Here is a 22,508-nt window from a genome sequence, read left to right as displayed (position 1 = left end):
GGTATTTGTAATAAATCATAGCGCTAAGTATGTTTAAAACATCATAAATATAAGGAAGTCGCGTGTCGCAAGTATTAGTTTCTGTTGTAGTTCCGGTATATAACGGAGCAGAATATTTAGAAAAAACCGTTGAATCGATATTGACTCAGGATTATCAAAATATTGAACTTATTTTGGTTGATGACGGCTCCAAAGATGATTCAAAACAACTCATTACTAAACTCGCCAAGCTAGATCCTCGTATAAAGCCTTTTTTTAACAGCAATGGTGGTGTTGCTTCTGCGCGTAATTTTGGTATTGAGCAAACACAAGGCGATTTTGTTGCTTTTTGTGATCAAGACGATTTATGGCTGCCGACTAAACTTAGCAAGCAAATTCCATTATTTGATAATGACAAGGTTGGCCTAGTTTATTGTGGTGCAATTGCCGATTATGTTTTATATGGCAAACAATCTAAGCCGAGTTTTGAAAGTAAGCAAAAAGGTCAGGTTTTTGAGCAATTAGTACAACTGAATATGCTGACCTGTTGCACCGCGGTTGCTCGGAAGAAATATCTCCAACAGGTTGGTGGTTTTGACGACGACAGGGCGCTAATGGGCGTCGATGACTGGCACTTATGGTTAAAGTTAGCCATGGTATGCGAGTTTGATTTTGTAGCAGAACATTTGGCGGTACATGTTTTTCATGGGGATAATTACTCTTTAAATGACGAAAAAATGCATGAGGCAGAAATTGTTTGTTTAGAAAAAATAGAACAGTTAGCGACAGCTGAGTTTAAAAATAGTAACTGGGCGTTGATAAAACAACAATTACACATTCGTTATGCCTATTCCTATATATTTTCTGGTTTATATGATTTAGCCGGTGATACCTTTATTCGTGCTCATAAAACCCAACGTAATCTACTTTGCTATGTCAAAGGACTGATTTTCAAATATACGCCTAATTTTATCTGGCAGGTTTTGCAAAAAATAAAACGTAGCCTTTTCGCAAAAGCATCCGTTTAAATTAAAGGTTAGCGTACTTCATGAACGAAAATACAGACTTTAAGCATCAGGTCATGCACTCCCTGAAATGGGTTGCTTTAGGGAAAGTCGCGACACAAGTCATACGATGGGTGATGACGTTTTGGGTGATTCGTCTACTGGTACCGGAAGACTATGGTGTTGTTGCCATGGCGGATGTGTTCTTTAGTTTCCTGACATTACTTGTTGGTGCTTTATTTACCCCGGCGCTTATTCAAAATAGAGACTTAAATCGACAAACACTAAAGCAAACGTTTGGCATGATCCTTATCGTTCATGGTTCGCTGTTTGCGCTGCAGCTGCTTATTGCCGACTACATTGGCCTTTATTATCAATCGGATATGGTTGCTAGTATTTTAAAAGTGAATGCGTGGTGTTTCTTGATTATAGCGCTGGAAATTATTCCGGCCGCACTATTAGCCAAGGAAATGGAATTTAAAAAAGTTTCTATCATTTCTGCTATTGCAAATATAACCGCGGCTATTACCACCTTGGCTATGGCCTGGTTAGGCTACGGGTTTTGGGCATTAATCGTTGGTGAAATTGTTTCTATCAGTATACGTACCGTATTAACGCTTGCTATTAGACCTATCACATTTTTGCCGAGTTTTCGTTTTTCTGAAATTAGCACTATGATGAAATTTGGTGGTTTACTGACTGGCCACGCTATTATTGCTTATGTGTTTTTGCATATGGATGTCGCAATTGCTGGGCGCTATATGTCTGCTGTCGAGATCGGGTTATTTGCCGTTGGCTTACAGTTTGCGCTGATGCCGCAAAAGAAAATATTGCCGTTATTAAAACAGGTTGCTTTTCCGGCATTTTCAAAAATTCAAGACCAACCTGAGAAGATAAATAATTATATTCTTAAAGCACAAAAACTAAGTTTACTGGTTACCATTCCGGTGTTTTGGGGCTTAGCGTCAATTGTTGATCTAATAATTCCGATTATTCTAGGTGAGAAATGGCTGGAAGCTGTGGTGCCTACTATGATTATTTTGATGGTTATGCCATTAAGATTTTGTGAAGAATTATTCAATCCCGCGTTAAAAAGCCAACGTAAAGTTAAGCATATGATGATTAACATTTGGATCATGATGGTCATCATGTCAGTCGCTATTTTTCTCGGTGTTAAATACGGCGCTGTTGGTTTAGCGCTTGCTTGGGCCGGTGGTTTTCCTATCGCTTTTTTGTGGGTCGTCAAGCGTAATAGTCAGCTCTTCAATATATCACTGAGTAAAGTTGCCCGCTTGTTTGTTGCTCCTGGTATTGCCGGCGGATTAATGTTGTTATCCGTCTATCTGTCGAAGTTAATAATGATCGAAGTATCAATTTTAAATATGCTGGGACAAATGGTACTTGGTGGCGTTGTATTTTCTATTACTTTATTGTTAATAGACAAACCCGCTATTCTAGAAGTGAAATCTTTGTTTTTGAATAAAAAACCAGTGAAGGCATAGCCGTTAGTTTAAACATAGCGGAAGTTAGACTTATATTAACGTCGTGTGAATCTTAGTGAATCGGTGAATATGAAAGATAAGTTACTGAAAATATTTTTGTTAGTGATTAAATACCTTGTTTATATCATTGCTAACATCATTCCCAAAAAAAGAAACCTATGGGTCTTTGGTGCTTGGTTTGGCACGCGTTATAGTGATAATCCAAAAGCATTTTTTGAATACCTTAATAGTCATCAGCCCAGCATAACAACAATATGGCTGGCGAAAGATAAAGAGCTTGTTGCTGCCGTCAGGAAGCTTGGCTACTCTGCTTACCTTGCTGATAGTCTTATTGGTGTTTATTTGCAGTTGCGGGCGGAATTTGCTTTTGTTTGCCAAGCTTTACCTGACGATTTATTTTCACCAGCGGTCGGTAAAAAAACTAAAGTAATTAATTTATGGCATGGCTTGCCACTTAAAAAAATAATGTATGATGTTTTTGGTGATCGAGTTTGTACTAAAAATAGCTGGGGCAGGTTTGTCGACGCTATTTCACCTTACGATGACGTACGTAATGATTATTTATTGGCAACGAGTGAGGAAACACAAAATACGCTGTCAAAGGCCTTTCGTCTCGATAAATGTCGAACGCTAATTACGGGCTTTCCGCGTAATGATGTTTTTTTAAATAATAAAGCAAAAACGCCAGAACAATCATTTCGATGCATTTATATGCCGACATTTCGCCTTGATCCAGAAAGTGATTTGTTTGAGCATTTCGGCTTTAATGCTGAAGAAATTGACCAACAACTATCTCAACATAATATTCAGTTAGTACTTAGAATGCACCCAGTCAATAAACCGCCTGAATATTTAGTTGAGCAGATAGCAAAATCACGAAGTATTTCCATAGATAGTAGTGGTGATATCTTTGATTCAATCGCCAGTTATGATTGTATGATCACGGATTATTCAGGCGGATATTTTGATTTTATTCTCTCAAATAGACCGGTTCTTTTTGCGCCTTTTGATCTTGAGAAATATAAAGCTCAAGAAAGAGATTTGTACTATGACTATGAGGAGGTAACGTTGGCACCTTATGCTAAAAACTGGTCAGAGCTAATCGAAAATATGATTAATCTTAAGCAACACGGAATGTCAGCCTTGTATAGGGACGCTTATGACGAGCTTAAAGCGAAGTTTCATCGGCCTTTAAATGGACTAACCTTTTCAGAAACCCTTTATCAAACTCTTGAGAAATTGCGTTAGCATTTGTCTTGTTGCGATAAGAATAAGATAGGACAAATGTAAATCAATTGAAAAATGCAAACATGACCTTTATAGCAAAGATCATGTTTGCCTTATTTGCTTAGGCGATTAGGTGCTCGTTATAGGTTTCACAAAAGGCAAATAAATTTAATACCATCCAAACTTTCATTGCCAGACCGTGATCATTTTCAATATCTTCTTGATCTAACAAGCTTAAAACAAAATCAGTATCGATAACTTGGTTTGCGATATTAGTTTTATCTTTTAGAATTAATTTTGCTTGTTCGGCGAAGCTGCCGCCCAACCATTTATCCAGCGGCACAGGAAAGCCCATTTTTTTCCGGTAAAGCACAGAATCCGGTAAATATTTTTCCCCCACTTTTTTCAAAATATATTTTGGGATGTCGTGAAGTTCAGAAGACTGATCAGCGAGCATATTTTTTGCTATTTCTTCATCTTGCTTAGAATTCCATTTCAACTTATATTTATTAGGAATACTAAAAGAAAACTCAACTAAGCGATGATCAACAAAAGGCACTCTGGCTTCGACAGATGTTGCCATTGTGGTTGTATCGACTCTTGCTAGTAGACCTTGAAGATGCATAGTTTCAAATGTATACATCATTTTTGTTTGATAATCGGCATCTGGAACTTCATTGAAATTATCAATAAACCTTTGATTTAATGACGATTCAATTTCTTGCCAATCAATATTCTTTGACAGCAAGCCATGTTTTAATCTTGGTTTTGTATAGCTATAATTATAGATGAAATGGTCAACATCTCGTTGAAAGTTTTCTTGACCATATTTACGTAGAAACTGTGCAGATGTTTTAGTATCAGCTTTTAAGGCTTGCTGATTATTATAGTCATCAGTCGAACGAAATATACGGCCATAGCCGCCAAATATTTCATCAGCACCTTCGCCAGACAAAACAACGGTTATATCTTTTTTTAACTCTTTACTCATTAAATAAAGTGGTATTTCATTGGGTACGGCAAGTGGCGCATCTTTATATCTGATCAGCTCATTAAGCGTATTGAAATAGTCATTCACATCAATATTTATGGCTTTGTGCTCTGTGTTGTACAGTTTTGCAACCGTATCTGCGAAATCAAACTCATTGTATCCTGCTTCAGAAAAGCCAATAGTATATGTTTTGAGGCGTTCGTCAGTATATTTTGACATTATTGCGGTGACTAAACTTGAATCGACCCCACCTGATAAATAAGCGCCAAATGGCACGTCGGAAATCATTCTGTATTTAATAGACGAATGTAGCAATTCGTCTAATTTATCTAAATAGTATTGCTCGCCTTTATCTTCATTTTCTTTGACGTGATCTGCTAATTGCCAATATTTATGGTGAGTTGTACCACTTTCTGTAATATGTAAGTAGCTACCTGGAGACAGGTTTTGAATACCATCGAAGAATGTTTCATCTAATATTGAATATCTATAAGATAAGTATGAAGAAATAGTTCGTTTGTTCAGCGTAAACTTTTGTTTTGCAAGCTTTAAAATAGACTTGATTTCAGAAGAAAATATGTAACTATTATCATCGTTGTAATAGAACAGCGGCTTAATCCCTAAGCGGTCACGTACCACATAGCTGCAGTTTTTATTAGTTCTTTTATCAACAACAATAAAGGCAAACATGCCAATTAACTGCTGAATACAATCAATACCATAGTGTAAATATAATTTTAGTAAAACTTCAGTATCAGATTGTGAAGTAAAGGTTACTCCTATTTTGACTAACTCTTGTTTTAATTCTTGGAAGTTATAAATTTCACCATTGAAAATAATGGCTACCTCTTTATTTTCAGAGTACATAGGTTGGTGACCTGACTCTGATAAGTCCATGATACTTAGTCGTGTATGGCCAAGTTTATTACCATGGAATTCTTCAAAGCCTATATCATCTGGCCCTCGGTGAGCTTGAAGCGATAAAGCTAAATTAAAGTCTTCTTGGCTAATCGTACTGTTCACATTACCGATTGTTGCTAATATTCCGCACATATATGTCCCTGAGCTTATCCTATTTTTATTTTTCTTTTCTTAAATCTAATAACACATTATTGATTAAAGTTGATGAGGTTCCTTTAGTGTATGGAAAGTAAACTACCCGCACACCTTCTTCTTTAAATTTATTGTCAATAGCCTGCCATTTTTCGGTTTTAAACCAATCATCCCCAACAAACATCACGTCAAATTTTACTTTTTGCCACTGAGTATATTTATCCATGTCTTCTTGAGGTATTACCGCATCAACATATCGACACGAGCGCACAACTTCCATTCGCTCTTCGAATGAAATGACCGACTTTTTATTTTTATAACTCACCAACTCGTCAGTAGTTACGCCAACAACAAGTTTGTCGCACATGCCTTTGGCATTGCGTAGTAAATTGACATGACCGACATGGAATAAATCAAAAACGCCAGTTGTGTATCCGAGTATCATTTAGTTCTCCTATTTTCAATAGTGTAGTCAGCTTATCTATAAGCCTAATTTTAGTGATATATATACCGCGACAATAATAAACCAACAATAGCCCATGCTTTTAAAGGCTAATGAATTGGTAAAAAACTGTCGGTAGTCAGGCATTAGTTTCATTACCCGTATATGTGAAGCGAGTGCCATTCCCATAAAAATAAATAGCAGTAATGTATACATTCGGCTGATGAAAAAGCCAGTGATCATAAAGCCAACCAAAGAGAAAAATATGGTTTTATTTAATGCTAATTCATTCTGGCATTCAGCTGATATTTCTTCTAATTCGGCTTGTTCAGATGGATTATTGCTAGCCTTTCTTGCCCTGATCAGTAGGTACCCCGACAATACTGTAAAGATTAGGGCACCACCCCATAATGAATACCCGGGAATTCCAAGCTCTCCCGCAACATGGATATAGGAATTGTGTGCCACTAAACCATGTTCTTCTAAAAATTGTCCTTTGCCGATCCCAAATACAGGATTACCAAGCAACATTAAAATTCCTGCATACCAAGCTTCGAGTCGACCACTTGCTGACGCATCCATACTACTTTGCAAGGAGGCAACAACTGTTGCAGCAATAGGTGCTAAAATTGTTGAAATCAAAAATAATTTTGGTCCTGCATTTACGACTAAAATATAGACAGCAATCAAAGCGCCAGCCCCTAACATAGTACCACGTGAGCCGGTAAGATATATGCCGTAGCCTAATGCTGTTAAGACTGCCAGCATGGCTACTTTCGTTAGAAAACTTCCTCTACTATAGAAGTAGATTACAAATGGAATATTCATTACCAGAAACATACCGAGATCATTCGGATCATTAAAAAAACCTAAGTAAGTAATTCTTCGCTCGCCCAAGTTGATATAGCCAACGGAATGGGTATCTAAGGCCCAACCAAAGCCCTGTACGGCAGTTTGTTGAACATGACCGTTGTGCACCATTAGCATTGCTGCGACTAAGCAAACAACCATCAAAATATGCTGCTTCTTAATACTGGTAATACAGTTACTATAGAGAAATAGTGGGATTATCGAACTGACAAAGAGTTTTTGGGATTGTTCAATACCGTACATTCCTGAGCCATTTAAAAAACCAGAAACAGCGATTAGTGGAATTAAGCCAAGTAGCATCCAATGTTGCGGATGCATTGTTATCGGTCTTTGGGCGGCAAGTACGGTAATAAAAGCTAGAATTGCAAATACTTTAATGGTGATCCATTCAACGCTTGATAAAAACATCTCATGGGGTCTAATTAACACTGAGGCGGTATACAAAAACAAAAAGAAAAATGCCAGTGTTGAGTCGTTGTTTTCACTAGTTGGAAATTGTCGTGCCATTAAACTGCTAGTCCTTTACCATTAAAAACAATGGTTTATTGTATTTTGTAGCCTTTGTTTCAATACATTATCTATTAAAATGACTATTTATGCCATTGAGATATTGTCACTTGAAAAGTGATAACTGGTAAATACTGTTGCTAGTACTTACTATTCGTGACTTAACTGCTATGTCTTTCGATTAGCCGAAAAATTTTATTTTCGTTAGCAGACGAACTGCTAGCAATTTAAGTGGGCTGAATATGATCTTTGCATTATACATAGTCTCTTGTTTTGTATTGAAATTTGCTTTGTAACTGTCCTGCTTTTTGCCCATCATAAAATCATAAGTTGCTGTCTTGTTGTGCTCAATCGTCCATAAATGCAGTAGCAAACCAGGAGACAACTTTGCATACTCGACTTCATTCCATCCTGATTGATAAAAATAAAGTGTTGAACAATCCGCAAAATAATAATGAATAGCGATAGGAGAGTCGTTAACCGATATTGCACTCATGGCGATATTTTCTGGTAATTGTCTGCGAAATTCATCATGAAAGTGGTTAAATTCATCACTATAAAATGCGCCTTGCTTATTTTTGTTATGCCACCTTTGCTGATGAAACTCTTTCATCACTTGCCAATACTCATCGAAATGCTCTTTTTCAACCCAATCTATTTTGGCATCTAATTTTCTTAATTGGTTTAAGCCTCGTCGGTAACGTGAGCGCATGTTTTTAGATAGCTCTTTTGATGACCATGATTGTTGCTCAACAACATAGCGGGTGGCGGTGCTCATCTGATTTTGAATACCAAGCTCTTGGAGTAAATTTTTAGCGGTACTTTCAGCCAATAATGCCCGCCAGATTAGTTGATCAGCTTGCAGGTTTTTTAGCCATTGGATGATTTCAGCTGTTATTTCTTCTCGGCGCTCGTCTTGAATGAGTATGTCTAAATATTCTGATGATATTTCGGCTGTTTCTTCTTCCCCTTGGCCCAGTGGATAAAAGGTTTTTAAGGAAAAAGTACTTTCCTGTTGACAGTACAAAGGCACAATGGCGATTAGTTTAGTACCATCCCACGCGGTTAATACTTTTAGCTGCCATTGCTCTTGCCAAAATGTTTTGAGCCATGAAAATATCCAAAACGTACTGTTGAATATTTTATAAGAACTCTGCGCTTGATTTAATTCCTGCCACTGAGTTTGTATTTCGTCTAATTGCGCTATTTTTGTTAGTTCACGCCAGCTAATGTTATTGCTCATATTACTTATTCTCAGAGGGAGGAGGGTCAGTGAGTGGAGATTTTTTAGATGTTATGTTTTTAATTTTGCTTCGTAACTTCTCTATAGGATTGTCCACCCACTTGATCGCGACATAGGACAGCAATAACAAAATAGTAAACGTAGTTAGTATTGCGATTAGCGTTGTATTTCCTTTGAAAACAGTTGTTTGACCAAATATTAGATAGCTTGAAATTGCCGCCGCTTGATAATGCAATAAATAAAAAGGATAAGAAAAATCACCGAATTTTTTATCTAAGCTTTTGGAAATAAAGAGGGTAAATGGTTTACCCATGGCTAAGGAAAGTATAAGAAAGAAGCTAAAAAACATACTGCAATAAAATAAAACTTCCATTGCCCATAAAGGGAGACCTTTTGTGATGGTAACAGAAACAAAGATGGCAATTGCAAACATTGCCGCGAATAAGGCGAGTGGTGAGCTAATTAAAACTGGCGGTACAAATTTAGTTTTATTTTCCTTTACCAGAAAGTAAATCAATGCTCCAAGTGAGAAGGGCAACGAGCCAGCAGGTATTGAGAAATAACGTGCATGCCAAAATAAATCTAACATGTATGTGGCCAAGATGAATAGCACGGAAAGTGCTAGCCAAATATAGGTTCTAACTAGGGTTTTTGAGGCACCTAAGGCAATCACGCTATAAAAAAATAGCTCTACCGTTAATGCCCATGTCGCTGGCGATAGCCTAGGTTCAACTTGGCTTGGCATCCAATGAGGAAAGATTAAGGTTAAATTAGCTATGATTGACAATGCAGTATCAGGGATTGTCATGATGGCATACTTACCGTCTTCTGAATTGCCTAGTATTAGAATTATTAATATTGTTATTGCGCATGCGAGCCAATAAGCTGGGAAAAGGCGAAGAAAGCGGTTTACCGCAAATTTTATTTTTGATGCAAATGAGTAGCCATAGTTTTCTTGCATGACATAGGTCATTAAAAAACCACTTAAAATATAAAAGCCAAAGACGGCAAATCGGCCAAAGTCACTAACCCAAAATATATGTCCGATAACAACCATTAGGGCCCATATCGTTCTTACGGTACCAAACATTCAATGCCCTTTTAACGTGAAAGCCCTAGGTTTAAATAAGCGCTTTCATATTTTGCCACAACTTGCGTAATGGAATAATTGTCTTTTAAAAATAAATGACCTTTTTGTCCAAACTCTTGCCGTAATTTCGGCTGTTCAAAAAGTTGTTTTATTGCCTTGGTAAGTCCATGCTTATCTTTGTCTTTAACCAAAAAGCCAGTTTCTTCATTAATAACTACTTGCGGGATGCCACCAACATCGGTAGCAATTACCGGTAAGCTAGCCGCCATCGCTTCGAGGATGGTCATTGGAATACCTTCAGATGAAGACGTTAACGAAAATACGTCTAAGGCATTGAGTATGTTGGCAATGTCTTTTCTCTCTCCGAGCATAAGTACCGTGTGTTGATATTGATGTTCGTTGATATAAGTTGCTATTTTATTGCGTAATGGGCCATCGCCGGCGATAACTAGCTTAATATCAGGGTGAGCTTGAGACAAAGAGGCAATGGCGTCGATAAGCAGCAAGTGATCTTTAGGCTCAGCAAGACGAGCAACAATACCAATGCAAAAGGCATTTTGTTCAATACCTAGCGCTTTTTTTGCATCTTCTTTTTGTTTGGGGTTTTGATAAGGCGCAAGAGAAATCCCGTTGGCAATATATTCAATAGGATGATGATTTTTTGTAATCCACTGTTGCATGAGCTTAGTAATGTCAGCAGATACGCCAATTATTTTGCTTTTTTGCAATGTTAGTTTGTTGATTTTTGAGGTAAAACCTGATGATGGAATGTGTTGGCCATGCTTGGTGATAAGCACTCGGGTTTTTGGCAACAGCATTGCGCAAATGCCGCCAAAAAAGTGCGCCTGTAAATTATGGCAATGTATAACGTCAGGTTTTAGCTTTCTTAGCGCTATATAAACTTTTAACGTAGCTAAAATTAAGTTTTGAGGAATGTTAAGCACGTCAATTGACACATCTTTCTCAATTTGTTCTCCAAGTGCCCCCAATTTGTTTAGGCACAAAATCGAAGTTTTCCCTGAGGTTCTGCCAATGGCCAAATCAGATACCAATCTTTCCATACCGCCAACTTCCAATGACGGTATTAAATGAACCACGTATGGACTGTTATTACTTTTTTCCATACTAGTTTGCACTCATCATAGTATTTAACAGCTGTTCTTTACTTTGTCCTAAACAATGAATTCGTCCCCACAATTCGATGTTTAGTAATGTCCAACGGGCAGGATCTGACTTTGGTAAAGACTCGAATACAGCTGAAACATTTGCGCATAATAAATCTTGTAGAAAGCCGCCTTTTAATAGCGCCGCTGATGGCTCTAACCAAATATGGGTTAGCGTAGGGAAGGCATATTTTTTTCTAAAAGCGACATCGTGACCAATATATTCGCTGGTAAATTTACGCCATAACCACTTTTTATGTCCTTCATTCACTTTATATTTGTAGGGTAAATTTAAGCCTAAATTAATTAATGCTTGATGGGCAAAGGGATAATGAGTTACCCCTCCTTCAAATTCATCTTTTTCAAAGAATATATGGTTCAAACCAGAAGGAACTTCTTTCAACTGGATCCAGCTGAAAATATCGGCAAATCGTTCTTTTGAGCTGGAATTTTCAGGAAACTCTAGCACTTCAGCTAAAAGTTCTGCACGCTCTATATCACCCATAGAAATTTTGGCTAAATCTTCAGTGGGAGCAACTTGCGACATGTCCATCACCCACGCTGCTTCTGAAATTATTCCTCGATCTAATTGCATTCGCAGCCTTTTCGGTAGCTTTGATAGCATTCTAAATAAACTTACCATAGGGACTAATCGGCCAAATGGCGATAAACCACCAAAAACGGTATCGGCCCCTTCACCAGAAATAAATACTTTGTCGCCCGCTTCTAGTGCTAGCTTTCGCGCATATATGCCGCCAACAGCGTTAGGTCCTGTCATCGGTTGATGAGCTTGAATCATTCGATCTAAAAGGTTATCTAAAAAAACGGTTTTATTTAAGTTGGCATACTCGCACGGAATATTGAGTTGCTTAGATAATGGCTTCATCCACTCATCTTCACTGACTGGGGCCTCTGGCTGATTAATACACCAAAACGTCACGTCTTGTCCTCGTTGCGCTAAATAAGCGCCGAGAAATGAAGAGTCGACACCTCCACCACAAGGAACTGATACATGAGGTTCATTTTCTAAAGGCTCTAACGCTTTATCCATTGCCTTTTTAATTTCAAGTAACAGGGCTGATTCGGATAAGGATTTAAACTTCTCTTGTAATTTCGGGATATATTGAGATTGTTCTGTGAGTAGCCACTGGTGAACGGCTAGTTGATTTTGAGTGAAAATACTGACACCACCCGGTGAAATAGTATTGTGATTTTGCCACAAAGTCCGTTTACCTGTGCGGTGTGCGTAAACGAGCATTTCATTAATTTTATCGGTATTTATGCCGCTAAATTGAGTGTGTTTTCGCAATGTTTCTAAATTCGAAGAAAAGATTAATTTATTTTGGCTAAAGTGATAATAAATTGGGATAAAGCCACAGGCATCACGCAAGACAACAACTCGCCCTAAAGAAGGCTGTATAGAAAAAACGATAGCACCAGGTAAAAGTAAATCTGTGATTTCTTTTTTTATATCGGAAAAAACTTCCTGATCAGCGATTTGCTCTTCATCAAAAATAGGCTCTTGGACTATTTTTTTACAAACATCATCAAACTCAATATCGTTGAGCCCTTGGGCAAAGATAAACCAGCCATTGTCTGCTAACTTAAATGAAGAGGTCGATTTCGACTCAAATAAAAACATCTCACTTTGCCAGCGTCGATCTGATGTTACTAGGTTAAGATCATCAAATGGCTGACACTCTATCCAACCAGCAAAGCCTGTTTTTACCTGCGGCATAAGCCCTGTCCAATTCATAATATTTCCTTTAATTCGGTAAATTTTCCGTCTATTTGCAATCAATGTTAATGCTTGCTGTTAAAAGCTAGTCAATGAAAATTAAATATTTTTGTTTTCAAAAAAATTTACTGCTTTCTCACTAGGGTTTTTTACGGGATCCCAAACGGGTTTGATCAGGGTTTTAATTTTTGCGAAAACGCGAGTCACTTGGTTTGCCAGGCTGATCGGTATATGAAGCCAGCGACAGTAAAGGAATATTCTTCTTCTAAATACCCAGTGGTACATAGCTTGTTCAGCATAAAAGTTATAACCCCAACGCTGTTCAAATAGGCGAGAAGATTGCCAAGTTAGGGTTTTGCCCCAGCGAAAGAAAAAGAATTTCATGTCGGCCAATTCCATTCTTGTGCCTAAATTATCAAAAACAACAATAGAGTTCGGTTGAGAAAATACCTTGTAACCGAGTTTTTTCAGTTGAATGGCAATGTCGATATGCTCACGGATCACCATTTGCGGCAACTCAATTTCTTGTAAAATTTTCGTGTTAAATAGTACACCATGCAGCTCAAACATTTCAGACGCAACAACTTCTTGGGGAATGTCTTCAGGTAATGCACGTCGATAGTGCTTTTCTTCGATAAGGTAATCCGTTCCCTCAACTTCTAAGCATGTTATTTCATTGGTGAACAAATGATTACGTAGCGGTGCGCCGATGTCGACCCCCGCTTTTTCTAACGTTAAAGGGTTAACTAGGGCAATTTTTTCATCAGATTCAGCAACCGCTAATAAAGGTGGTAACCAACCTTCTGTAACATTGGAGTCATTATCCAAAAACATAACATAGGGAGTCGTAATGCTTTCTCGCACGTTGCGCATTGCTTCCATCGGGATTATTAACCCCATTTCAAGGAGTTCAGCGTTATCTTTGCTGGCTAGCAACTCAATTAGTTGACGCTTTATTTTTTTGGGGTAAGCGAGATCGACTACCTTCAGTAAAAAGGGCTCAGGGGTTAGTTTATACAAGTTTTCTATACACTCGATAACGCCTGAATATCTATCGCGTGGGGTGATAACAACGGTTACTTTAACATCTTCCATTTCATGCTCCCTACAGGTGGTTGTGTAAGTACTGCTACTTTACAATGATGTTGAATATCTCGGTATATTTATTAATCATAGCGGTAAGGGAAAAACTTTCAGTAACACGCTGATAGCCATTTTCACCATACTGTGTTCGTAATGCGCTTGAGTTTATTAAAACAGTTAACGCATGCTTTAATTCTTCCGGTGCAGCGGGTGGCACTAATAAACCCGTTATTTCAGGCAATATGATTTCTTTAATACCGCCAACGGCTGTTGCTATAACAGGTTTTGCTTTTGCACCAGCTTCAACAAATACCAGGCCAAAGGCTTCTTCTATTGAAGGTTGAATGAAAATATCACACGCTTCTAACCATTTGCATGAATGATTAACTTGGCCAAGAAAAGTGACATGTTTTTGGATTTGTAATTTTTCTACTAGGGTCGATAGTTGTTGTTTTTCGTCGTCTGAGCCATCGCCAGCAATATATAAGTGTATATCTTGGCTTTCTTGGCTAAGCTGAGCTAAGGCTGTTAGCGTATCTTGATGGCCCTTAATTACGCCCAAGTGACCTATACTGAGTAACATAACTTGATTTTTCGGGATGTTAAGCTCAGCTCTTATTTTGTTGGTAGAATCCGAAGTTGGCTTATTTTCGATGACAGTGCCACCGTGTACAACATGGCATTTACTGGCAGGCAGTTTTAGGTTTTCAGTCAATAACGAAAGGCGATTATGAGACACGGCAACAAAATGAGACGCGAATAACTGAATTAGGCTATTAACCAAATTTGGACGATATTTGGCTAAATCTGAACGATGAAAGGTAGCTACTGTTTTTATACCTAGGCTGAATCCGGCGATACTGGCGTATAATTGACTGAATTCACAATGGGCATGAATAAGATTAATTTTACTCTCTTTTATAACTTTTCTTATTTGAAAAACCAGTGTCCAATTAATGCCTGTGTGCTTTTCGATTATTTGCAAGTCAGGAATATTTACCCATTGCTTTGGTTTTGATAAACACAAAGGTAATACGAAGTGCTTATGCTCTCTCAGCCCGGAAACTGTGTCAGAGAACCGTGTGGTCCTACCGCCTTTTTCTAAGCTTTGAACAACTTCTAGTATTCTTAAGTTTTTATTATATTGCATCTCATACCAATCAATAATCTATTATTCAAATAACGACATTGTTATCGCTAACTTTTAACAATTACATCTATTAATGAGCTAAGTTAACTCCACTTTAATGACATGAAAAATGGCCGGCATAAGTGTGCCCGAAATTAAAAACTTACAATTTTTTAACCTATTATCTCTTCTTTATTTACATATGCAAATGCTAAATAATACATTTGTTAATTTAACCAAATAAAAGCGATAAAAATTGTTAATCTCAATCGCTAATATTCAATGTGATGCTCAATTTAAAAAGCAATAGCCACGCTAGATTGTTAAACACTTGGCTTGAACAAGCATAGCCTTTATATCAACTTTAAATGGCTTGAAGTGGCGTTACGGAAAGTTTACTTAGCACTTGGTAGAAGCAATGAAAGTGCCATAAAGAGGTATCTCATTGGTTTCTTAGCACGCCATCGCGCCAATTCACATGTTCTTTGGAAGAACTTTAGCAAAGCTAGAAAACCGTTGTGCTGGTATAACACCCGCCAATGCTTTTTCAGTACATCATTTCGACCATGAAAAATATATTGCCATTTTGCTGACTCGTTACCATGTTCATCTCTTCTAAGCCAAGTTAATGGCAGGGGAATAAAGCTGATTAGATGGCCTTTTGTTAACATGCTAAGAAAAAAATCATAGTCTTCAACGCCAACTTTGGGATCAAACCCTCCTACTTCTTCGAAAATAGACTTTCTGAGCATAAAGCTTGATGGCACTACATGTGATTCTATCGCACTGTTTTTAAAGTTTAGGATGGCGGGTTTTGTGATGCATGTTTCGATAATATTTTTGTTTTTTGAGAACACATGCACACCGGTATGACAGCCAGCTAACTTAGCATCACTATCCAATAAGTCTTGTTGATGTTGGCCTTTATTTGGATCCCAAGTGTCATCAGCATCAAGAAATGCCAAATACTCACCTGTTGCATTGCTTGCACCTGTGTTCCTAGCTTGCGCTATTCCACGGTTTACCTCGTGATCGATAATGGTAACTTTTTCATTGAATTGTTCTAGATACTGGCGGTTTTCTGCCGATGAACCGTCATTAACTATAATGATTTCCTTCGGTGGGCAGGTTTGCATAAGTATCGAGTTTATACATTCTTCTATGTAGTCAACATTATTATAATAGGGGATAATAACTGAAGTCTTATTCATGTTATTTCGCCATTATTTGAGTGGCATATTGTTGAATTTGTTTTATCCATTGGTGTGCAGAAAATTCATGTAGTGCATATTCCCTTCCTTGAGTATTTATCGCATCTAACGGCAATGATGTGAGCTTTTGCTTGATTTCGTTGATATTTTTTGAACATAAAATCGTATGTGGTACCGGTCGGTTGAAAATGACGTTTAAGCCAAAATACAAGGCTTCAATTATCATGCGCGGAAAACCATCGTGCTCGGTAACTCTTAAAAGAATATGTGCTTGTTTGTACAGCGCTATCATTTTTTCTGGAGAAACAATGCCTAATGACTCGGTGTTTGGTAAGTGGTCAGTATTTAAGGCATTATTGCCAATAAAAATAAACTTTAATTGCGGAGTTAATTTTGCTACTTCAAGCATTAACTCAGAATTATATAGCCACTCTCGGCCTTCATTTGAATAGATGAGAACGATGTTTTCTTTTTTTGCTAACTCTGCTGATGAGGCTTTTTTTGCTGCAAAATATAAAGGGGTGGGAGATATCCAATGTTCTGATTTTATATTTAGTTCGTGTAATTCCTCGGTTAGCCAAGAGCTGTTAGTTAAATGTAATTTAACTAACCTATTGAGCAAAAATAGAGATAACGCTTTTTTAAAAAAAGATAAACAGTTCAGGTTTAGCACATCAGTGCCAGTCCAAAACTTGATAACTTTAAAACCTTTTAGTCTGATTCTTAAGGCTGTTTTTACCGCTTCTCTCGTATTGGTATTAAAATAAATAACAATATTTTCATTTGGCTTGTACTGTGATAATTGGTGATGATTGTGACAAACTGAAAAATTTTTATTACTTTCAGTCAGTGAGCGCCACTGGTTGATAATGGTATGCTCTCCAAAGAAAATAATGCCAATTTTATTATTTTTTAAGTTATTCATTTTTTTGAAATACATAACCAAGTTAATAAAATAATATAGGCAAAATTGTTTTTTGGAAACCTTTTTATTAAGGTCAATATTTCTTGTATTTATGTTAATGTATGGGCAATAAAAATAATATTACCTTGGTTAAAGATAAGCATGTTAAAAATTGCACATATTGTTGGCAGCTTGCAAGTTGGTGGAGCTGAACGATTTGTTATAGATCTAAGTCACACGCAATTAAAAAGTAGTTTACAACCCTCCATTTTTTCATTTTATTCGGGCGATACGCCTTTAGTTGAAGAATGTAACAAGTTGAAAATTCCCATTATTGTTAGTTATAAAAAAAACAAGCTGTTAAAACTAATGGAGATGTATCATAAATTACGCAATTTTGATGTTATTCACATCCACACGCCTTATGCACTAAAATCGTTAATTTGGATATTACCCTATCTAAATTGTCAGGTTATTTATACCCGCCACGGTGCAAAAACTATGCACGAAAATTTCTGGGTCAAATTACATCTTAGGGCCAAAAAGTATATTGATTTTATAACTTTTGTTTCTCAGGAAGGGATGGAAAATTTTCAAAAATATCATTCTTGGTCTGATATTCCTCACTCTGTCATTGATAATGGCGTCATTATTAATCCTGTCAATAAGGTTTCTGAAAGCGGGGGTATAGTACGAATAGGCTCTGTGGGTAGAATGGTGCCTTTAAAAAATCAACAAGGCTTATTAAAAGCTGTTAATCATTTGAATAAGCATCTCCAAGATAAAATCGCGTTACATTTTTTTGGTGACGGCGAATGTTTAAAGCAATTGGAATCTTATCACAATGAAATGATTGTTAATGTACCAACGACATTTCATGGCATGGTGAGTGATAGAGAAAAGATATATTCAAACATTGATGTGTTAGTGGTTTGCTCTGAAACGGAAGGCTTGTCGATGGTGATTATCGAAGCTATGGCTAACAACATTCCAGTTATCGCGACGAATGTTGGCGGCAATCCCAAATTAGTCATAGATCACAAGACGGGTTGGTTATTTGATTATGATGATAACGAAACCTTAGCTAAAATTATGGCCAACATTATCAACGAGGGATCAAGTTTGACGTCGATGGGTGACAACGCTTTTAACTATATTAGTGAAAATTTTTCAATACAATCTTCTGCGAATAAATACGCTGAGCTTTATGAAAATTAATTATCAGGCTAGGTTACGGTGTTTCAGTCAATGGTATTTTTACGGCTGTTTAAGTTTGTGCTTATTAGTGACCAGCCTACCTTATTGGCCGTCTAATCAATTATTTACTATTCCTAAGTATGCTTTGTTATTCGGCCCGCGCTGGTGGTTATTACTGGCGGTCATTGTGTTGGTGTTTTTTTGGCGGCAACTTTCAAAAAAGCAATTGTCAGTATCTATACTTCTGTTACTACTGTCTTTAAATTATCTCGACTTTCAGTTGCCAAAACTTGGTGAGTATTTTACGGGTAATGATGATATTGCCGACATCACTATTCTTAGCGCTAACATTGGCGGTGGAGGCTCGAAAACTGGGCTAAATTTTCTAGCTAAAAATATTCAGCCAGATCTTATCTTATTACAAGAAGCGAGAAGGTTGGATTTATCAAGCAACTTTACTGACTACCCCTTTGCGGACTGTGTTTCGGGTCTTTGTATTTTGAGCAAATATCCCTTTAAACAGATCAAAAAATTAGATCGAAAACTGTTTGGTGGTTGGGGAAGTTTTGCGGTGTTTTATTCCGTTGAAACTGAAGCAGGTGCCGTTTCATTGGCGAACGTTCATTTTGAAACGCCTCGGTCAGTATTGATGGGGCTTATTCATCGTACATTTGATTTTCAACTCGCGAATAGCATTGAAAGTAATCGTAAATTCCAGGCTGAGCTAGTAAGTTTATGGTCAGAAAATAAAAGCCACTCTTTGATTGTCGGCGATTTTAACATGCCCGTAGACGAGAATATTTATCAAGATAATTTTTCAAAGTTAAATAATGCTATTGATGCCAAAGGCTTTGCTTTTAACGACACTAAGCATACTTTTTGGCACGGTATTCGTATCGATCATGTTTTGTATTCAGATGACTTTCAATTACTTGATGTCGAAGTCGTTAATTCTCTTTCTGGCGATCATCGGCCGGTGTTAACTCGATTAAAAATACAGCATTAACTGACAAGTGAAATAGTTACAAGAAAGTCTTGTTTAGTGTCATTATACTGTTTCATTAACAAAGGCTGAGGTTAACTAATGCAAAACATCATGCGTAAACTTTCTTTATTTCTTTTGTTATTTTGCTCTGTGGCAAGTTACGGTAAAAACAATGAGATATCGTTTGAAGTCTCGAACGGTATTCATCAAGATAAGCGTGGGAATTACGCGTTATTGTTACCCATTTTGCCTCAATATATTGAGGAAAATACTGCCCTGAAAATAAAAAGTGGCGATAGAGTGCTTTCGGCAGATTTTTCACTAATTAATACATGGCCTACGGTTGCAGCAAAGAAATATAAGTTAGAGCGACAATTTATTCGACTATTATTAGTCGAGATTGCCGGTGAAAAAAGTTTACCTCAAGCACTGACATTATCTTGGCAACCACTATTGCCTGTAAACAGCACTAAGCAAAAGCCGTTAGCATTATCATTTAAAACAATGCCAAGTAATGTTGCTCTAGTTTATCCCTCTCTTTCTTGGCTATCTCAAAGTGTACTTTTGCATGACATAGGAAATGTTAATGCTGACTGGTATCTTGAACCCCAGAAAAAATATGCCAATTACATAACTAACAGCGCATTGCTTAATCAAAAGGGCTATCCGGAGACTCGGGCTTCTCAATGGCTTTATGACAGGGCACAAGCCATATATCAATTATATGTCATGACAGGGGAAAGCAAATGGCAAATAAGTGCCGATCAGTTAAGTTTATTTTACCAGCAGCATATCGATGAAACTGGCCAGTTTACATTAAAGAAGCAGTTCGACCCTAAAATGTTAATGCCAAAAGGTTTGCTTTATCGCTTTTTTCTCAGCGGTGATTTCGAAGCGAAAAAAACTTTGCAACGAATGTTCGAAAAATCTTTGGATTGGGATGAAAGCTATAACTCATGGCGTGGCTTTTGGACCGAGCGTAACCAAGCAGCGGCATTAAATGTTGCGGTTTCATATTGGGAACTTAGCAATGAGCCAAACGCATTAAAGCGCATTAATGATATTATAAATGCGACCGTTGAAATGACATTTAATCCCGGTAATGATTGGCCATTACGCGGTTGCCCTCAACATAGCTTCAAAGCACACGAAGGCTGGGGAGATAACTCGCCAACATGTTCACCATGGATGATGGCATTATTAGGAGATGCTTTGTGGCGTTTTTATCTTCTTTCCGGCGATAAACGGGCAGCTTCATTAATTGATGCCTTTGGCGACTTTATTTTAAATCATGGCATTTATTATGGAAATAAAAGGGTTAAAAATATCGTGATCCCTAAATATTTAGTGTCGATGGAAAACCCCAACCAAGAAGAATTGAACCAGTGGACGGACCCACAACATGCCTGTGATGTTGCGGCGCTATTGGGGAAGTCGGTTTATATTAAACAACAAACTAAACAAGATGGTTTTTTAGTAGAAACCTTATTTGCTGCGCTAACCGAACAATGTAAAGCAAGCTACGTTAAGTGGCTAAAAGAACAAAAAAGCAAGCAACCGAAAGCGTATTGGGAAATTAAACCGCCAAGACGATTTGCTTGGATGTATTCAACCACCAGTGACTTACCTTGGCTCGCGCATTTAATATTGGGTGCCAATTGGGCAACAAATTAATGTTGAGTGTGAGCTTTAAACACGCCTTATTAATCAAAATACAAGGTTGATACTGTCATGCTGGTGAGTTAAAGGTCACTGCTGTAGTGTTTCAGTGCGTTTAACTCATCGTCACAACTCGTTGTACAGGGTACAAATAACCAATTTAGTTTGGTTTTGCTAATGTTTTTTGCTGCTAAGGTTAGACGCGCCATTTTAAATGCGCTTAATGAAGAGAATTTCTGCTGATTAATTTCATAGTTAGCGACAATTAGCGCCTCTTTATTTGCTCGAAATACGTTATAAACTAAGCCTATTGACTGACGTTGTTGGTCAATTATCTTCCAACCATTAGGGATTAAGTTGTTTTCATAATAACTTGGTTTGCCGTCGAGTTCATTGCCATTAAAGTAATAGGTTAACTTAATACTATTGCCGGTATTTTTATGTTGTTCTACGGCAGAATAAAAGTGAACCGATGGCTTTGTTTTGCTTGTAAATTCATGCGCTATATCAGGTGTTTCATTTGCGGAGAATGAGGCGCTGATCGTCGTTGAGGAAATCATTAAACACAGTAACAATACCCATACATTGCCATAATGTTGAGCTGAATCTGAAGTTTTTGTCTGGGCGCTACGTTTTGTATTAACTAGATCATGATCGGAAAGTCTATTACCCCAGAGAAATAATAAGAGCATAAATGGCATATATAAATACCAACCAAAGGCGTTATGATCTGTCATCAAGCTACTCTGCATATCGGTGTAATCACCAATGACAATCAAGGCAGTAATGCGGATCCAATTGGTTAATAAAGCCCCTAAAATAGCAACCGTTAAAAACAAGCTTGCGCGCTTTACATTTTGAATATACAAAAAGATGAACAATGAACTAATTGCCAAAGAAACAATAAGATATCTTAAGCCGCTACAGCCTCCGGCAATTTCAAATACACCGGCGGGAATGGTGATAAATTGACCTTCAACATAAATAGGTATACCACTAAAGCCCATAATAAAGGTCACGGCTTTTGTAGAAATATTTTGCAATAATGGCACCAAGGCGCCCCAGACTGGAAAAATAAATATCAGTAGTGTCGTTGGAAAAAGCAGGTACCAATTAAAGCGAAACAATAAGTTAACCGAGGCTAAAGATACTAAAAGTATTGAAAGCCAGTAACCAACACTCAATTGAGCGGTGGCAGTTAAAAATAGACAAAAACAACTTAAGGCGAGCAGTACTACTTTTGCAAGCTTAATGTCTGAAGAGAATTCCAACAGCTTTACACTTGCAAGGCTGTAGTATAAATAAAGCACAATAAACGGGATCAGATAAGCATGGGAATAAGTACCATCATCAAAGCTATGGCGCCACAGGGTTTTCGCAATAGGGATATTTAACAACCAGATAACAAAAAAGAGTAAAGTGATCGCTAAAAACGTCGAATTCTGGCGAAGTATGCTTAAAGTTTTATTTTCTGTCGGCTTCATTGATTTTATTTTTAATGTTGTTAATGGCGAAAGCATGAATAAACCTA

General features: G+C 37.4%; 18 protein-coding genes. 6 read left to right on the top strand and 12 right to left on the bottom strand.

The window, feature by feature from the left end; all coding sequences use genetic code 11:
- Positions 1 to 62: 62 nt before the first annotated feature.
- The 3 genes from AC27JP_RS15700 to AC27JP_RS15690 all read left to right on the top strand — a co-directional run bounded on the left by AC27JP_RS15700 (position 63) and on the right by AC27JP_RS15690 (position 3,733).
- Positions 63 to 1,007, top strand: coding sequence for a glycosyltransferase family 2 protein (locus AC27JP_RS15700; RefSeq protein WP_487116773.1), 945 nt, complete (start codon positions 63 to 65; stop codon positions 1,005 to 1,007).
- Positions 1,008 to 1,027: 20 nt separating this feature from the next.
- Entirely contained in the window at positions 1,028 to 2,485 is a 1,458-nt protein-coding gene (locus tag AC27JP_RS15695; protein WP_487116771.1) for a lipopolysaccharide biosynthesis protein, read from the top strand.
- A 69-nt stretch (positions 2,486 to 2,554) separates the two neighbouring features.
- Positions 2,555 to 3,733: a CDP-glycerol glycerophosphotransferase family protein gene (locus AC27JP_RS15690; protein WP_487116769.1), complete on the top strand. Its 1,179-nt coding sequence runs from the start codon at positions 2,555 to 2,557 to the stop codon at positions 3,731 to 3,733.
- Positions 3,734 to 3,833: 100 nt separating this feature from the next.
- Here the strand turns inward: AC27JP_RS15690 and asnB are convergent, their stop codons facing one another.
- From asnB to AC27JP_RS15635, 11 genes are all read right to left on the bottom strand, one after another.
- Positions 3,834 to 5,756, bottom strand: a complete 1,923-nt coding sequence (asnB, locus tag AC27JP_RS15685) for an asparagine synthase (glutamine-hydrolyzing) (RefSeq protein WP_487116767.1) — start codon at positions 5,754 to 5,756, stop codon at positions 3,834 to 3,836.
- Positions 5,757 to 5,781: 25 nt separating this feature from the next.
- Positions 5,782 to 6,201, bottom strand: coding sequence for an FAD synthase family protein (locus AC27JP_RS15680; protein ID WP_487116765.1), 420 nt, complete (start codon positions 6,199 to 6,201; stop codon positions 5,782 to 5,784).
- Between the two features lie 36 nt (positions 6,202 to 6,237).
- On the bottom strand, positions 6,238 to 7,575 hold the full coding sequence (locus AC27JP_RS15675) for an O-antigen ligase family protein (RefSeq protein ID WP_487116764.1): 1,338 nt from the start codon (positions 7,573 to 7,575) through the stop codon (positions 6,238 to 6,240).
- A 181-nt stretch (positions 7,576 to 7,756) separates the two neighbouring features.
- Complete coding sequence (locus AC27JP_RS15670; protein WP_487116762.1) at positions 7,757 to 8,818, bottom strand: GNAT family N-acetyltransferase; 1,062 nt, start codon at positions 8,816 to 8,818, stop codon at positions 7,757 to 7,759.
- Position 8,819: 1 nt separating this feature from the next.
- The gene (locus tag AC27JP_RS15665; RefSeq protein ID WP_487116760.1) at positions 8,820 to 9,908 is read right to left on the bottom strand and encodes an acyltransferase family protein; all 1,089 of its coding nucleotides are present in this window, start codon (positions 9,906 to 9,908) and stop codon (positions 8,820 to 8,822) included.
- A gap of 11 nt (positions 9,909 to 9,919) precedes the next feature.
- Positions 9,920 to 11,032 carry a glycosyltransferase gene (locus tag AC27JP_RS15660; protein WP_487116758.1) on the bottom strand — a complete coding sequence of 371 codons (1,113 nt, stop codon included), beginning with the start codon at positions 11,030 to 11,032 and terminating at the stop codon, positions 9,920 to 9,922.
- A 1-nt stretch (position 11,033) separates the two neighbouring features.
- On the bottom strand, positions 11,034 to 12,827 hold the full coding sequence (locus AC27JP_RS15655; RefSeq protein WP_487116756.1) for an asparagine synthase-related protein: 1,794 nt from the start codon (positions 12,825 to 12,827) through the stop codon (positions 11,034 to 11,036).
- Positions 12,828 to 12,908: 81 nt separating this feature from the next.
- Complete coding sequence (locus AC27JP_RS15650) at positions 12,909 to 13,904, bottom strand: glycosyltransferase family 2 protein (protein WP_487116754.1); 996 nt, start codon at positions 13,902 to 13,904, stop codon at positions 12,909 to 12,911.
- Positions 13,905 to 13,938: 34 nt separating this feature from the next.
- Positions 13,939 to 15,042 (bottom strand): glycosyltransferase family 4 protein, encoded by a 1,104-nt coding sequence (locus tag AC27JP_RS15645; RefSeq protein WP_487116752.1) that lies wholly within the window; start codon positions 15,040 to 15,042, stop codon positions 13,939 to 13,941.
- 374 nt (positions 15,043 to 15,416) lie between these two features.
- Positions 15,417 to 16,232, bottom strand: coding sequence for a glycosyltransferase family 2 protein (locus AC27JP_RS15640; RefSeq protein ID WP_487116750.1), 816 nt, complete (start codon positions 16,230 to 16,232; stop codon positions 15,417 to 15,419).
- 1 nt (position 16,233) lies between these two features.
- The gene (locus tag AC27JP_RS15635) at positions 16,234 to 17,157 is read right to left on the bottom strand and encodes a glycosyltransferase (protein WP_487116748.1); all 924 of its coding nucleotides are present in this window, start codon (positions 17,155 to 17,157) and stop codon (positions 16,234 to 16,236) included.
- 141 nt (positions 17,158 to 17,298) lie between these two features.
- Between AC27JP_RS15635 and AC27JP_RS15630 the strand changes: the two genes are divergently transcribed.
- The 3 genes from AC27JP_RS15630 to AC27JP_RS15620 all read left to right on the top strand — a co-directional run bounded on the left by AC27JP_RS15630 (position 17,299) and on the right by AC27JP_RS15620 (position 20,992).
- Positions 17,299 to 18,354 (top strand): glycosyltransferase family 4 protein, encoded by a 1,056-nt coding sequence (locus AC27JP_RS15630; protein ID WP_487116746.1) that lies wholly within the window; start codon positions 17,299 to 17,301, stop codon positions 18,352 to 18,354.
- A complete protein-coding gene (locus AC27JP_RS15625; protein ID WP_487116744.1) occupies positions 18,344 to 19,339 on the top strand; it encodes an endonuclease/exonuclease/phosphatase family protein in 996 nt (331 codons plus the stop codon). The genes AC27JP_RS15630 and AC27JP_RS15625 overlap by 11 nt, the downstream gene beginning before the upstream one ends.
- A gap of 78 nt (positions 19,340 to 19,417) precedes the next feature.
- Positions 19,418 to 20,992: a hypothetical protein gene (locus AC27JP_RS15620; protein WP_487116742.1), complete on the top strand. Its 1,575-nt coding sequence runs from the start codon at positions 19,418 to 19,420 to the stop codon at positions 20,990 to 20,992.
- A gap of 68 nt (positions 20,993 to 21,060) precedes the next feature.
- On the opposite strand, the gene xrt is transcribed toward AC27JP_RS15620, so the two are convergent.
- Positions 21,061 to 22,497 carry an exosortase gene (gene xrt / locus AC27JP_RS15615; protein ID WP_487116740.1) on the bottom strand — a complete coding sequence of 479 codons (1,437 nt, stop codon included), beginning with the start codon at positions 22,495 to 22,497 and terminating at the stop codon, positions 21,061 to 21,063.
- Between the last annotated feature and the right edge of the window lie 11 nt (positions 22,498 to 22,508).

Source organism: Colwellia sp. SU-HH01172 (genome assembly GCF_057553355.1).
Note: the sequence above shows the minus strand (reverse complement) of the source record. Positions and strands in the feature narration are given on the sequence as shown.

Excerpts from the sequence above, each read along its gene's own strand:
- AC27JP_RS15695 (WP_487116771.1), top strand. The coding sequence starts at position 1,028 with ATGAACGAAAATACAGACTTTAAGCATCAGGTCATGCACTCCCTGAAA.
- AC27JP_RS15690 (WP_487116769.1), top strand. The coding sequence starts at position 2,555 with ATGAAAGATAAGTTACTGAAAATATTTTTGTTAGTGATTAAATACCTT.
- asnB (WP_487116767.1), bottom strand. The coding sequence starts at position 5,756 with ATGTGCGGAATATTAGCAACAATCGGTAATGTGAACAGTACGATTAGC.
- AC27JP_RS15680 (WP_487116765.1), bottom strand. The coding sequence starts at position 6,201 with ATGATACTCGGATACACAACTGGCGTTTTTGATTTATTCCATGTCGGT.
- AC27JP_RS15675 (WP_487116764.1), bottom strand. The coding sequence starts at position 7,575 with ATGGCACGACAATTTCCAACTAGTGAAAACAACGACTCAACACTGGCA.
- AC27JP_RS15670 (WP_487116762.1), bottom strand. The coding sequence starts at position 8,818 with ATGAGCAATAACATTAGCTGGCGTGAACTAACAAAAATAGCGCAATTA.
- AC27JP_RS15665 (WP_487116760.1), bottom strand. The coding sequence starts at position 9,908 with ATGTTTGGTACCGTAAGAACGATATGGGCCCTAATGGTTGTTATCGGA.
- AC27JP_RS15660 (WP_487116758.1), bottom strand. The coding sequence starts at position 11,032 with ATGGAAAAAAGTAATAACAGTCCATACGTGGTTCATTTAATACCGTCA.
- AC27JP_RS15655 (WP_487116756.1), bottom strand. The coding sequence starts at position 12,827 with ATGAATTGGACAGGGCTTATGCCGCAGGTAAAAACAGGCTTTGCTGGT.
- AC27JP_RS15650 (WP_487116754.1), bottom strand. The coding sequence starts at position 13,904 with ATGGAAGATGTTAAAGTAACCGTTGTTATCACCCCACGCGATAGATAT.
- AC27JP_RS15645 (WP_487116752.1), bottom strand. The coding sequence starts at position 15,042 with ATGCAATATAATAAAAACTTAAGAATACTAGAAGTTGTTCAAAGCTTA.
- AC27JP_RS15640 (WP_487116750.1), bottom strand. The coding sequence starts at position 16,232 with ATGAATAAGACTTCAGTTATTATCCCCTATTATAATAATGTTGACTAC.
- AC27JP_RS15635 (WP_487116748.1), bottom strand. The coding sequence starts at position 17,157 with ATGAATAACTTAAAAAATAATAAAATTGGCATTATTTTCTTTGGAGAG.
- AC27JP_RS15630 (WP_487116746.1), top strand. The coding sequence starts at position 17,299 with ATGTTAAAAATTGCACATATTGTTGGCAGCTTGCAAGTTGGTGGAGCT.
- AC27JP_RS15625 (WP_487116744.1), top strand. The coding sequence starts at position 18,344 with ATGAAAATTAATTATCAGGCTAGGTTACGGTGTTTCAGTCAATGGTAT.
- AC27JP_RS15620 (WP_487116742.1), top strand. The coding sequence starts at position 19,418 with ATGCAAAACATCATGCGTAAACTTTCTTTATTTCTTTTGTTATTTTGC.
- xrt (WP_487116740.1), bottom strand. The coding sequence starts at position 22,497 with ATGCTTTCGCCATTAACAACATTAAAAATAAAATCAATGAAGCCGACA.